The following is a 13,060-nucleotide window of genomic DNA, read 5'->3' on the forward strand; positions in this document are numbered from 1 at the left end:
CGGCTTCCCGTGCGATGGCGCGGTTCGCGGGGGCGTCGCCCTGCCGGACTCCGGATGATCCGAGAAGGACACCAGGTGATCACTCCTGTACTGCCCGCCCCCACCCTCCCGACCGCGTCGGCCCGTCCGCTGGACGAGTCGATAACCGCCTGGGCGCTGGACGCCCGTGGCGGCGACCCGGTGGCCGTCGAGCGTTTCGTCGGCGCCCTGCACCGCGACGTGGTGCGGTACGTCGCCCATCTCTCCGCCGATCCGCAGGCCGCCGACGACCTCGCCCAGGACACCTTCCTGCGGGCGCTCGGCAGTCTGCACCGCTTCGAGGGGCGCTCCTCGGCCCGCTCCTGGCTGATGGCCATCGCGCGCCGCGCGGTGATCGACAGCTTCCGGCACGCCGCCGCCCGGCCCCGGCTGAGCGACACCGAGGACTGGCGGCTCACCGCCGAACTGGCCCAGCCGCGCGGGCTGCCCGGCTTCGACGACGGGGTCGCGCTCCTCGACCTGCTGGCCGCGCTGCCCGACGAGCGGCGCGAGGCGTTCGTCCTCACCCAGCTGATGGGGCTGCCCTACGCGGAGGCCGCCGAGGTCAGCGACTGCCCCATCGGGACCGTGCGTTCGCGCGTGGCCCGGGCCAGGGCGACCCTCGTCGACCTGCTCAACGAGGCCGAGACCGGGGCCGATGCCGGTCCCCGTGCCGATGCGGAAGCGGAAGTGGAAGCGGCAATGGCGGCGGTGCTGAAGCCGGGCGCGGTGTCGCGGGCCGGGTCGGACCCCGAGCCGGCGGTTCTCGCCGCCTGACGGTGCGGGCGCGGCGGGCGGCTCACGCCTTCTCCTCGCCCGCCACCTCCGGCAGCAGCCCGCACATCACCTCGCGCTCCTCGGGGCGGATCCCCGCGAGCCCCGAGGTCACCGACTCGACCAGGGCCGGCGAGGCCTCCACGAACGCCCGGCGGCCCTTCTCGGTGAGGGCCACCTCCACCCCCCGCTTGTCGCCGCAGACCGCGCGCCGGGTGACGAGCCCGGCGTGCTGGAGACAGGCGATCTGGTACGTGAGCCTGGTCTTGGGGCGGCCCAGCAGCTCCGCGATCCTCGTCATCCGCAGCCCGCCGTCGGGCCGGTTGGCCAGCAGGCTCAGGACGAGGAACTCGTCGTGCGAGACCCCGAGCGTCTCCTTGAGGACGGGCCCGAGCCGCTGCTCGATGCCCCCGGTGGTGGCCAGCAGGACCATCCAGGCGCGTAGCTCGGCCGGGAGCAGCCCGTTCTCGCTCGCGGCGGGACATTGGGGCAGGTCGGGGGCGTGCTCAGCGGGGTCGGCCATGGTCTCGATCCTACCGGTTGTCCAATTTTGCACGAGGGGTTGTTCAGATTTGGATTACGGGCTAGCGTGACATCACACGTCATCCAAATTTGGATGACCGGCCGTCGGCCACCAGCACGCCCTCTCACCCCCTTCGCACGTGGAGACACTCATGACCGTTGCCGTGGAAACCGGCCTGTGGCAGCTCGACAAGACCGCGACCAGCGTCGCCGTCAGTCACAAGACGATGTGGGGCCTGGTCACCGTGAAGGGCACCTTCGCCGTCACCGACGGCGGTGGCGAGGTCCTGCCCGACGGCTCCGCCACCGGCACTGTGAGCCTGGACGCCGCCTCCCTGGACACCAAGCACGCCAAGCGGGACAAGCACCTGCACGGCGCCGACTTCTTCGACGCCGAGAACCACCCCGAGATCACCTTCGCGGTGCGCGGCGCCGAACTCCGCGACGGCGAGACCGTCCACGTCAACGGCCAGCTGACCGTGCGCGGCATCAGCCGCCCGGTCACCCTCACGGCCCGCCTCACCAAGGCGAACGCCGACGCCGTCGCCCTGGACACGGAGTTCACCGTGGACCGCGAGCAGTTCGGCATGGGCTGGAACCAGCTGGGCATGATGAAGGGCCTCGCGACGGTCAGCGCGACACTCGCGTTCGTCCGTACGAAGACGGCCTGAGTGTCGACCTGACCGTACGGGGACGGCTTGAGCGCTAACCCGACGCCCGCTCGCCCGGCAGCCGGACGTCCATGCTCGACAGGGTGTCCGGCGCCGCCGTGAAGACCCGCAGCCGGATCCGGGTCCCCGGGCGGCCCGGCACATGGAACACCGGCCCCGGCGGCCGGAGCCGGTAGACGACGGTCGTGTGTCCGGCGACCGTGGCGGGCCCCCGGACCACCTTCCACCAGCGGCTCATGCCCTGCCCGGTGGTGAGCGTGAAGTGGGGCGAGAGGGCACCGCCGTCCGAGTTCGTCACCCTGACGTCCAGCTCCGACACGGCGGCCGGCCCGGCCGTACGCACCCCCGTCACCCGCATCCGCAACGGCGCCGACCCCGTCGCCGCCACGGCCGCACTGGCCAGCGCCGGTACGAGGAGCAGCGCGGCCGTCGCGACCAGCGCGGGGCGCCTGCGCGGGCCCGACAGGAAGCGCGGCCGGGGCTGCCAGGCCCCGGCGAAGGACGCGGCGGGCGTCGTGATCGCCGCCGCCAGCCACAACGGCGTCATCAGCAGGTAGTAGCCGTCCTGCGAACGCGTCGCCAGGAAGAAGGCGCACCACGGCAGCACCGTCGCCGCCGGACCCAGCCGCCGCACGAACAGGACGAGCAGCCCCAGCAGCGCCCCGGTCAGCAGCACGCTCGCGTGCGAGTACCAGGCCAGCCGGTCACTGCCGTCGGTGTAGTAGAGGGCCAGCCCCACCAGCCCCTGCCCGTGGATCGTCGCGTTCTGCGTCAGCGGCAGCGCGACCCCGGCCGCCCAGGTGCGCGGCTCGCTCACCGCGAAGTACGTGTTGATCAGCAGCCATACGGTGACCGCTGTGCCCGCGACGCGCAGCACCACCCCGGCGGCGGCCCTGCCGCCCAGCTCGCCCCGGCGCACGGCGTAGATCCCGGCCAGCAGGAACGGCACCAGGAACCACGGCAGTTGCTGCGCCGCGCAGGCCGCGCCCAGACAGGCCGCCCGCGCGAGCCCGCCCCACCCGAGCCGTCCGCCCGCGCCGATCCGGGGCCAGTTCACCACCACCGGGACGAGCAGCACGAGCCCGAGGATCGCCGGGTAGCCGAGCCGCGCGTAGCTCGGCAGGAAGCCGAAGCCCAGGCACGCCATGGTCGCCGCCGACCGCCACGGCACCGGCAGCAGCCGCCACAGGGTCACCGCGCCGACCAGCAGTGCCCCGGTCGTCACCGCCGTCGCGGCCAGCGCGCCGTGCCCGAGCCACAGCAGCGGCGCGGTCAGCAGCAGGGCGAGGGGCGGGTAGCCGTACGTGAGGTCGTAGCCGCCGTTCATCGTGGGGGTGAGGGCGACGTCGGGGTTGTGCTGGAAGAGCCACGGCCAGGGCTGCCCGTACACCGGGTGCCCGGCGACCAGTTCCCGGGCGGCCTGCGCGGTGAGGACGCCCTCGTCGCCGCCTGCGTGGTTCAGGGCGAAGGTGCACAGGGTCAGCGTCATGGCCGTGACCAGGACGCACAGGTCGAGCCGGGCGAGCGAACGCGTCCTGCGCACGGTCAGCGCCAGCACCCCGCTGACCAGGATCGACAGATAGCAGAGCGAGATGACGGCGGCGACGGGCAGCCGGTGACTGGCGGCCTGCGTCCACACCGCGCGCGTACCGATGAACAGACTGACGGCCGCGAGCAGCGTCAGCACACGATGCCACTGCGCCGGGACGTCGGCCTCCGGCACGGCCACCCAGGACGGGCGGGGGACGCTCTTCGCCGTGTTCTTCGCCGTGGTGTCAGGCGCTGTTTCTGCCAAGTGCACGACAGTGGAACGTAATCGTGCCCGGTGTGCCGCGTGCGGGTGGAGGTGAAGGGTCCGGTGTGAGGCCGGTAAGAATGTCTGACAGCGGCCAATTATGGTGATTGGTCGCCTATCGGTACGGCTCGCGGCTCGGGTGGTTCAGTAGACATCGCGTACGTAGCGCTTCGCCGCCGCCAGCTGCTTCACGTACACCCCCGCCTCGTCCTCGCCCAGCCCGCCGTGCGCCACCGCGATGTCCCGCAGCGCCCGGTCCACGTCCTTGGCCATCCGGGAGGCGTCGCCGCAGACGTAGAAGTGGGCGCCCTCCTGGAGCCAGTGCCACAGCTCGGGCCCGTGCTCGCGCATCCGGTCCTGGACGTACACCTTGTTGCGCTGGTCGCGGGAGAACGCGGTGTCCAGACGGGAGAGCGTGCCCTCGGCCACCAACTCGGCCAGCTCGTCGGCGTAGTAGAAGTCGGTGGCGCGGTGCTGCTCGCCGAAGAACAGCCAGTTCGGCGCCGGGTGCCCGAGCGCCCGCCGCTCCTCCAGGAACCCGACGAACGGCGCCACCCCGGTCCCCGGTCCGATCATCACCATCGGCGTCGAGGCGTCCGCCGGGGGCCGGAAGTGCGGGGAGCGCTGCACGAAGACGGGCACCGCCGTGTCCGGCCCGGCGTCGGCGAGGAAGGGCGAGCAGACTCCGCCGCGCGGTACGCCGTGCAGATTCTCGTACCGCACCACGGACACCGTCAGCGAGACCCGCGCCGGGTCGACGAGCGGGCTCGACGATATGGAGTACAGGCGTGGCTGGAGCCGCCGCAGCACACTCACCCACTCCTGCGCGGACGCCCGCACCCCGTACTCGGCGACCACGTCGACGGCCTGCCGACCCCAGGACCAGCGGGCCAGCCCGTCCTTGTTGTCGGACCGCATCAGCTTCTTCAACTCCCGGTTGTCCCGGGCCCGTTCGGAGACGAAGCGGAGCAGGTCGGGGGTGATGCGGGTGATGTCGAGCTGCCCGTGCAGCGCGTCGGAGAGCGGGAAGTCGCCGACTCCGTCCACGGTCACGCCGGTTGACGCATCCAGTCCGGTCACGGCGAGCCATTCGTCAACCAGGGAAGCGGAGTTGACCGGCCGCACCCCGAGCGCGTCACCGGCTTCGTACGCCAGTCCCGTACCGCTCGTGTCGAAGGTGAACCGGCGGACCTCCTTGGTCGCACCGGCGAGACTGAGCAGCCGGTTGCCGACGAGCCGGGCGGGGGAGGGGGCGGGCTTGGCGGACCGGATGACGGGAGCCGGAGCCGGAGCGGGGGCGGGCGCTGGGGCGGGCGCTTGGGTCGCCGTGCCGCCCGTACCGTCCGTCTTCGTGTCCTGTGTGCCCCGCGTGCCCTCGGGGTCCCCGTTGTCAACGGCGTCCTCGCTGTCCAGCCCGTCGAGCACCTGGTCGAGCCAGGCGTCGGCCGACGGCTCGAAGTCGGGCTCGCAGTCGGTGCGGGGCGCGATCCGTACCGCCCCCAACTCGTCGAGCCGCGCGTCCAGTCGGCGTCCGTGCCCGCAGAAGTCGTCGTACGAGGAGTCGCCCAGGGCGAGGACGGCGTACCGCACGCCGTCCAGCCGTGGCGCCTGCTCGCCGGAGAGCGTGTCCCAGAGGCCGGAGCCGTTGTCGGGGGCGTCGCCGTCGCCGAACGTGCTGGTGATGAAGAGGAGATCGGCGTCGCGCGCGAGGGCGGCCACGTCGGCCTCGTCCATCCCGACGAGCCTCGCCCGGTGGCCGCCGGCGTTGAGCCGCTCGGCGGTCGCGCCCGCCAGTTCCTCGGCGTTGCCGGTCTGGGAGGCCCACAGCACGACGACCTCGCGCCCTGCCAACTCGACGGCGACACCCGTCTGTTGCTGTGGAGGCGCTTCCACGGCCCGGGAGTACATGCCGGCGAGCATCCCGTTCACCCAGTCGGCGTGCTCGGCGCTGAAGGGAGCGGAGGCGGGCAGCACCGGAATGCCCACGGCGCCGGAGGGCAGCCCGGCCAGGAAGCCCGACAGATACTGGCGTTCCTGGGCGCTGAGGACGGGCGGGGGAGCGGGTGTGAACGCCAACTCCGGTACCGTGACCGGAACTTGGACGTGCACTTGGGGTTGGTCGTGCGGTTGGGAACGGGCTTGCGGGCTTACCGGCTCGGGGACTTCGGGGTGGCGTACCCCGGCCTCGGGGCGGTGCACCTTGACCAGGGACACCGCGCAGACCTTGAACTCCGGCTGCAGGGACAGCGGATCGACGGCGTCGCTCGTCACCGCGTTGATGCTCAGGTACTCACCGAAGAGGTCGTTCCAGTGGAAGGGCGCGAACACGCAGCCCGGCCGCACCCGGTCCGTGACGACCGCGGGCAGCACGGCCCGTCCGCGCCGCGAGGCGACCTCGACCGAGTCGCCGTCCACGACCCCCAACTCCCGCGCGTCGTCGGGGTGGACCTCGACGAACGGCCCGGAGTTCAGCTTGTTGAGCTTGGCGACCCGGCCCGTCTTGGTCAGGGTGTGCCACTGGTGCTGCACACGCCCGGTGTTGAGGACGAACGGGAAGTCGTCGTCGGGGAGTTCGGCGGCGGGCAGATGCGGCCGGGGATAGAAGATCCCGCGTCCACTGGCGGTGGGGAACCGCAGCTCGCCGTCGCCGGCTCCCTTGTAGCGGATGGGATTACGGGCGGGCCCGTCCACCGAGGCGGCCGGCCACTGCACGGGAGTCTCCCGCAACCGCTCGTAGGTGACCCCCCGGAGATCCCACCCCGTCTTCGGGTTCCAGGCCCGCTTCAGCTCCTCGAAGACGTCCTCGGCGCTCTCGTAGTCGAACCCCTCGAACCCCATCGCGCGGGCGACGGCCGCGATGATCCGCCAGTCGGCCATGGCGTCGCCGGGCGGGTCGACGGCGGCCTGGGCGAGGGTGAGGCTGCGCTCGCTGTTGACGAGGACGCCCTCGGCCTCGGTCCACATCGCGCCGGGCAGGACGACATCGGCGTACGCGTTGGTCTCGGTCTCGGCGAACACGTCCTGGGTGACGACGAACTCGGCGGCCTCCAGGCCCTCGATGACGGTACGGCGGTTGGCGACCGAGGCGACCGGGTTGGTGCAGATGATCCAGCAGGCCTTGATGTGGCCGTCGGCCATCCGCCGGAACATCTCGATCGTGCCGTGCCCGGCGCCGTCCTTGCGGAGCGTGCCGGCGGGCAGCTCCCACAGCTCCTCGACGAACGCCCGCTCCTCGTCCACCAGCACCGACCGCTGCCCCGGCAGCCCCGGCCCCATGTACCCCATCTCACGCCCGCCCATGGCGTTGGGCTGCCCGGTGAGGGAGAAGGGCCCGCTGCCGGGCCGGCAGATCGCGCCGGTGGCGAGATGCAGGTTGACCAGGGCGTTCGTGTTCCAGGTGCCGTGGGTGGACTGGTTGAGCCCCATGGTCCAGCAGCTCATCCACTCGCCGGACGCACTGGCTTCCCCGAGGATGCGGGCCGCCTCCCGGATGTCGTCCTCGGGAATGCCGGTGATGGCGGAGACGGCGTCCGGCGGATAGTCGGCGAGGAAGCCGGGCATGGCCTCCCAGCCCTCGGTGTGGGCGTCGATGAACTCCTGGTCGGTGTGCCCGCTCGCGTGCAGCAGGTGGAGCAGACCGTTGAGGAAGGCGAGATCGGTCCCGGGCTTGATCTGCAGGAAGAGATCGGCCTTCGCGGCGGTGGCGGTGCGCCGCGGATCGACGACGATGAGCTTGGCCCCCGCCTTCACCCGGTCCATCATCCGCAGATACAGGATCGGATGGCAGTCGGCCATGTTCGACCCGATGACGAGGAAGGCGTCGGCGCGGTCGAAGTCGTCGTACGAACCGGGCGGCCCGTCGGCGCCGAGCGACAGCTTGTAGCCGGTGCCCGCGCTGGCCATGCACAGCCGCGAGTTGGACTCGATCTGGTTGGTCCCCACGAAGCCCTTGGCGAGTTTGTTCGCCAGGTACTGGGCCTCAAGCCCCATCTGTCCGGAGACATAGAAGGCGACGGCGTCCGGCCCGTGCTCGTCGACGATCGCGCGCAGCCGCCGCGCGGTCTCCGCGATGGCGTCCGCGACGGGCGCGGGCACCAGCTCCTCGCCCCGGTCGTCGGAGCCGTCCCGGACCAGCGCGGTGGTCAGCCGGCCGGGCGCGCTGAGCATGTCGGCGGTGGTGGCGCCCTTGGTGCACAGCCGCCCGCCGTTCGCGGGGTGCGCCTTGTCGCCGGACGCCTTGAAGACCGTACGCCGGCCGTCGGGCCCGAGCCCGACGTCCAGCACGATTCCGCAGCCCACCCCGCAGTACGAGCACACGGTCCGCACCTGCGTCGTCGTGGGGGTCGTGGTCACGTGCTGCCTTTCGCCGCCTTGCGGTGTTCCCTCGCCATGCCGGGCCTGTCACTCAGGAGCGTACGAATTGCCCGTTACGTCGATGTCACACGATCCGATCATGAGCGGTTACGCCCGCTGCACAGCCGGACTGTCAGTGCTGTGAGGTACGTATGGGTGTTCGGATTCTTCTCACTAAGGGGGTCGCTGAGTGTGTCGTATTGGGCCGATCGGGTGACCATGCGTAAGAATTGGCTGATGCAGACAGCCAGTGCGAGCCAGGGCGGAGTGGATCGATGAACGGCCACGATGTCACCGACGAACAGTGGGAGGGGCTCGCCCAGGTCGTACCGCTGAGAGGCCGGGACGCCTGGCCGTCCGCGGTCGGCCACCGGTCGATACCCGAGGCGGAGACCGAGGCCAGGCGCCGTTTCGTCGTCCTGCGAGTGAACGTCTTCGCGGACGCGAGAGAAGTGGCGGAGACCCTGATGGCCGGCATCCCGGTCCTCCTGGACCTGACCGGCGCGGAGACGGACACCGCCAAACGGGTCCTCGATTTCAGCACGGGCGTCGTCTTCGGCCTGGCGAGCGGAATGCACCGCGTCGACCGGAACGTGTTCCTTCTCACGCCGCCCGGCACGGAGGTCGGGGGGCTCATGGGGGGTGCGGGGGTGCCCGGACACTGAGACGGGTCTCACGTCGGGTCCGGCCGGTACCCCGTTCGTGGGAAGGCGCGCCGGGCGGAACGGTTCGTCCGCCAGGCGGAGCCCTACGGTCCGGATATGAGACTGCGACTGGATCAACTGGATCGACTGGATCGACTGGATCGACTGGACCAAACGGGCTCGGCGGGGATGGGGCCTGCGGGCGACTCGGGTGCCGGGCTTGTTGCCGGCGCTGGGCCTGGCGGGGGCTCGCCGGGTGCAGAGGGCTCTGCAGGCTCACTGGCCTCCGCGGGCTCCGGGCCCTCCGTGCCTTCTGCGGGCTCCGAGGGCACTGCGGGCTCCGAGGGCTCCGGTGGCTTCACGGACGCTCCGGCCTCCGTGCCCTCCCAGGCCACCGTGCCCTCCCAGGGCTCTCGGGGCTCCGTGCCTTCATCGGCTTCCGAGACTTCCGCAGGCTCCCCGGACTCCGTGCCTTCCCCGCGCTCCGCGCCCTCCACGGGCGCCAGGGGCTCCGTGTCGGCTGCGCGCTCCGCAGGCTCCCCGGTTGCTCCGGCGCAGGCGGCGGTGCGTCCTCGGCGGGCGAGTCTTGTCGAGTTGCGGTTGTCGGCCTATGCCGGGCATCGGCGGGTCGCGTTACCCCTTGGGCGGTTCACGCTTCTGGCCGGGCCCAGTGGTAGCGGCAAGACGAGCGTGCTTCGGGCGTACGAGTCGCTCGCCCGGCTCGGCTCCGGCGTCCCCGTCGGTGAGGCGTTTCCGGATCCGGGTGCCTGTGTTCCGGAACGTGCCCGGCCCGATGCCCAGCGGCGGCGCGGGTTTCGAATCGGTTGTACGGCGGACGGTCCCGAGGGGCCCGTGCGGCTCGACGTCGCCGTTCAGGCCGAGCCCGAACTGTGCGTCGTGGGCGAGCGGTTGAGTGCCGGCGGGCAGGTTCTGCTGGAGACGGCGTTGCGTGATCCCCGTCGCCCCTTCGTCCAGGCCGCCTGGTACACCGGCGGAACGGAGTCGGTCACCCGTGCCTCGATGCCGCACGACCGGCTCGGTACGGCGCTGCTGCCGCTGCGCGTGGCAGGCCGGACGGACGGAGAGCGGCGGGTCATCGCCGCCGCCGAGCAGATGGTCGTCGCGCTGCGGTCGGTGTTCGCCTGCGACCCGCGGCCCGACCGGATGCGCGCCGCCGTGCCGGTGAACAGCGGGCGTCTGCTGCCCGGTTGCGACAACCTCGCCGAGGTCCTCTGGCGCACCGGCGCCGAATGCGCCATCCGCCACGGGCTGTTGACCGCCGCCGTCCGCGAGGGCTGCGCGGGCCCGGTCACGGACGTACGCGCCGATCGGATCGCCGACGGCCGCCTCAGGGCCGTACTCGACCGGGGTGACGGCCTGCTCACCCACTTCGGCAGGCTGGGCGACGGCGAGTTGAGGTATGCGGGCCTGGCGCTGGTGCTGCTGACCGGTCCCGGGGTCCTGACCGTCGACCGGCCCGGCGAGGTGCCCGACGCCCTCCAGACGCTCACGGTCCTGGCCGACGGTTTCGACCGCGCCCTGGACCCCGCACAGCGCGCGCGGCTCCTGGAGTTGGCGGTACGCATGTGCGAGCGCGGGCACATCCGGCTGCTCGGGGCGGTGAGCGACGCGTCCTGGGCGGAAGGGGCGGCCGGGGTGACGGTGGTACACCTGAAGCCGTGACTGATCAGGAACAACCCGAGCGGCAGCAGCAGCGGGATCTGGACGTGGCGCAACTCCAGCACAGGCTGGCCGAGTTCGCGGCGGCACGGAACTGGCAGCCCTTCCACACCCCCAAGAACCTCGCCACCGCGCTCAGCGTGGAGGCGTCCGAACTGGTCGAGATCTTCCAGTGGTTGACGCCCGAGCAGTCGGCGCGCGTGATGGACGACCCGGACACCGCCCACCGCGTGACGGACGAGGTCGCCGACGTATTCGCCTACCTTCTCCAGCTGTGTGAGGTGCTCGGCATCGACCCGCTCACCGCCCTCGACGCGAAGATCGATCGCAACGAACGGAGGTTCCCGGCAAAATAGTTACTCTCCGCAGTCAAAATATGCTCTGTTCTCAATTTGTTGTCCGCAGATTTCCGCCTTCCTCTGGCTTTTCGTCCCACGGCACTTCACTCTGGGTAGTGGCTGATGGTGGTGTTTCGGGAAGACGGGGGCAGCGCATGGACGCGGTGCGGCTCATCCTGACGAGCAGACGTGCCCTCGCGGGCAGCGAGGGTGTGCCGGAGACCCTGACGGAGGTGTGGCAGGCCCAGGCCCTCGCCCAGGCGATAGGCAGCCGCCTCGCGGTCACCGGACCACCCGAACTGCGGGGCGAGGCGCTGGGGTTGACGGAACTGGCGGGCCGGGGCTGCGGCGTACTGGACGAACCACGCCTGGCCGACGGCGAGTTGCGCGCGGCCCAGCTGACCGAACTGGGCGACGCCCGCCAGGCACTCCTCTGCCTCGGCAACCTCCTCGGCGAGGCGGGCATAGCCCTCGTCGGCATCGCGAGCGCGGCCCGCGAGGAGACGACGTACTGGCAGTGCATGGAGTCGATCGACGCGGCCGACGAGTCCCGGGACAGGGTGCTGGAGATGCTCCGGAAGCTGGCCGCGCGGGAGGCGGCGGGGGGAGGGGCGGAGCGGGTCGCCGGGTAGGGGCGGGGAGGGCGACGTACGAGGCCGGAGGCCGGGCAAGGGGGCCGAGCCTTTCAGCTCGGCCCGGGCGTCTCAGGCCGTCCGGCGGTCGAGGACGAGGCCGTTCGGACCGAAGCGGAGGTCCAGGGGCGGCAGCCCCCGGCAGAGGCCCGCCTCAGCCGACCTCAGCCGGCTTCACCCTCCTCGGCAGGCGCCGTAGAAGCCCCCGCCGACTGAAGATCGGCGTCCAGCGCGGACAAGTCCGCGTTCAACGCCGCCATCAGCTCCTCCATCTGCTGCAGCAGCCCCTTCGGCTGTGCGGGCCCCGCCTGCTGCGGCACGACTTCTTCGGACAATGACGGCCTCCTCGGCCCCTGGCCCCCGAAGGGGCCGACGCGGGTGCGCCCCGGAAACGGGCGAGCCGACAATCGAACCGGCTGCCCGGCAGCTACCGGCGCGGGCGCCGGTCGGGCCGGCACCGACCGAGCCAACGATCATCGCCGGAGCGGGTCACTGGTACGGAGCCGCACCTCACACACGGTTGACGGTTTTTCACCCGACCGGGGAGGTGTGGGGCGGGGCACACCGGTGAGGTTGACCGGTGGGGTTGACCGGTGTTCGACCGTGCAGGATGGAACCATGGATCTTCGCATCTTCACCGAACCCCAGCAGGGCGCGACCTACGACACCCTCCTCGCCGTGGCGAAGGCCACCGAGGATCTCGGCTTCGACGCCTTCTTCCGCTCGGACCACTACCTCCACATGGGCGACGTGGACGGCCTCCCCGGCCCCACCGACGCCTGGATCACGCTGGCCGGGCTCGCCCGTGAGACCAAGCGCATCCGCCTCGGCACCCTGATGACCGCCGCCACCTTCCGCCTCCCCGGCGTCCTCGCGATCCAGGTCGCGCAGGTCGACCAGATGTCCGGCGGCCGGGTCGAACTCGGCCTGGGCGCGGGCTGGTTCGAGCAGGAGCACAAGGCGTACGGCATCCCCTTCCCGAAGGAGAAGTTCGGCCGCCTCGAAGAGCAGCTGGCGATCGTCACCGGCCTGTGGGGCACCAAGCCAGGCGAGACCTTCAGCCACCACGGCACGCACTACGACCTCACCGACTCGCCGGCCCTCCCCAAGCCCGCGCAGGACAAGATCCCTGTACTCATCGGCGGCCACGGCGCGACCCGTACCCCGCGGCTGACCGCGCAGTACGCCGACGAGTTCAACATGCCGTTCGCCTCGATCGAGGACAGCGAGCGCCAGTTCGGCCGGGTGCGCGCGGCGGCCGAGCAGGCGGGCCGCAAGGCCGACGACCTCACGTACTCGAACGCGCTCGTGGCCTGCGTCGGCAAGGACGACCAGGAACTGGCCCGCCGCGCCGCAGCGATCGGCCGCGAGGTCGACGAACTGAAGGCCAACGGCCTGGCGGGCTCCCCGGCCGAGGTCGTCGACCGGATCGGCCGTTTCGCGGAGATCGGCTCCCAGCGGATCTACCTCCAGATCCTCGACCTCGACGACCTGGACCACCTGGAGCTGATCTCCTCCCAGGTGCAGACACAGCTGACCTGACCTGACCTGACCTGACCTGGCTGGGCTGGGCCGAGCCGGGCTGGCCTGGCTGGACCGGACGGGGGACCGGTACTCCCGTACACCTGCGGAC

The 13,060-nt window shown here is 71.6% G+C and carries 11 protein-coding genes; 7 read left to right on the forward strand and 4 right to left on the reverse strand.

Annotation, left to right across the window (positions count from 1 at the left end):
- The first annotated feature begins 75 nt into the window (after positions 1-75).
- Complete coding sequence (locus tag CW359_RS05585; RefSeq protein WP_408647454.1) at positions 76-795, forward strand: sigma-70 family RNA polymerase sigma factor; 720 nt, start codon at positions 76-78, stop codon at positions 793-795.
- A gap of 22 nt (positions 796-817) precedes the next feature.
- Here CW359_RS05585 and CW359_RS05590 read toward each other — a convergent pair whose 3' ends face one another.
- Complete coding sequence (locus tag CW359_RS05590; RefSeq protein WP_105968629.1) at positions 818-1,315, reverse strand: MarR family winged helix-turn-helix transcriptional regulator; 498 nt, start codon at positions 1,313-1,315, stop codon at positions 818-820.
- Between the two features lie 151 nt (positions 1,316-1,466).
- Here CW359_RS05590 and CW359_RS05595 point away from each other — a divergent pair, with 151 nt between their 5' ends.
- On the forward strand, positions 1,467-1,985 hold the full coding sequence (locus CW359_RS05595; RefSeq protein WP_105968630.1) for a YceI family protein: 519 nt from the start codon (positions 1,467-1,469) through the stop codon (positions 1,983-1,985).
- Between the two features lie 34 nt (positions 1,986-2,019).
- On the opposite strand, the gene CW359_RS05600 is transcribed toward CW359_RS05595, so the two are convergent.
- Positions 2,020-3,714 carry a hypothetical protein gene (locus tag CW359_RS05600; RefSeq protein ID WP_105968631.1) on the reverse strand — a complete coding sequence of 565 codons (1,695 nt, stop codon included), beginning with the start codon at positions 3,712-3,714 and terminating at the stop codon, positions 2,020-2,022.
- Positions 3,715-3,924: 210 nt separating this feature from the next.
- Positions 3,925-8,133, reverse strand: coding sequence for a bifunctional nitrate reductase/sulfite reductase flavoprotein subunit alpha (locus CW359_RS05605; protein ID WP_105968632.1), 4,209 nt, complete (start codon positions 8,131-8,133; stop codon positions 3,925-3,927).
- A 275-nt stretch (positions 8,134-8,408) separates the two neighbouring features.
- Here CW359_RS05605 and CW359_RS05610 point away from each other — a divergent pair, with 275 nt between their 5' ends.
- The 4 genes from CW359_RS05610 (at position 8,409) to CW359_RS05625 (ending at position 11,427) form a co-directional block, all read left to right on the forward strand.
- Positions 8,409-8,798 carry a cell division protein SepF gene (locus CW359_RS05610; protein ID WP_105968633.1) on the forward strand — a complete coding sequence of 130 codons (390 nt, stop codon included), beginning with the start codon at positions 8,409-8,411 and terminating at the stop codon, positions 8,796-8,798.
- A gap of 543 nt (positions 8,799-9,341) precedes the next feature.
- Entirely contained in the window at positions 9,342-10,460 is a 1,119-nt protein-coding gene (locus CW359_RS05615; protein WP_105968634.1) for a biotin transporter BioY, read from the forward strand.
- Positions 10,457-10,813, forward strand: a complete 357-nt coding sequence (locus CW359_RS05620) for a nucleotide pyrophosphohydrolase (protein ID WP_198655099.1) — start codon at positions 10,457-10,459, stop codon at positions 10,811-10,813. The genes CW359_RS05615 and CW359_RS05620 overlap by 4 nt, the downstream gene beginning before the upstream one ends.
- A 137-nt stretch (positions 10,814-10,950) precedes the next feature.
- Positions 10,951-11,427, forward strand: a complete 477-nt coding sequence (locus CW359_RS05625) for a DUF6099 family protein (protein WP_105968635.1) — start codon at positions 10,951-10,953, stop codon at positions 11,425-11,427.
- Between the two features lie 164 nt (positions 11,428-11,591).
- Here CW359_RS05625 and CW359_RS45775 read toward each other — a convergent pair whose 3' ends face one another.
- Positions 11,592-11,762, reverse strand: a complete 171-nt coding sequence (locus tag CW359_RS45775) for a hypothetical protein (RefSeq protein ID WP_198655100.1) — start codon at positions 11,760-11,762, stop codon at positions 11,592-11,594.
- 283 nt (positions 11,763-12,045) lie between these two features.
- Between CW359_RS45775 and CW359_RS05630 the strand changes: the two genes are divergently transcribed.
- A complete protein-coding gene (locus CW359_RS05630; protein WP_105968636.1) occupies positions 12,046-12,969 on the forward strand; it encodes an LLM class F420-dependent oxidoreductase in 924 nt (307 codons plus the stop codon).
- The last annotated feature ends 91 nt before the right edge of the window (positions 12,970-13,060 follow it).

Origin of the sequence: Streptomyces geranii (assembly GCF_002954775.1) — a bacterium.
In the GTDB taxonomy this organism is placed as follows: domain Bacteria; phylum Actinomycetota; class Actinomycetes; order Streptomycetales; family Streptomycetaceae; genus Streptomyces; species Streptomyces geranii.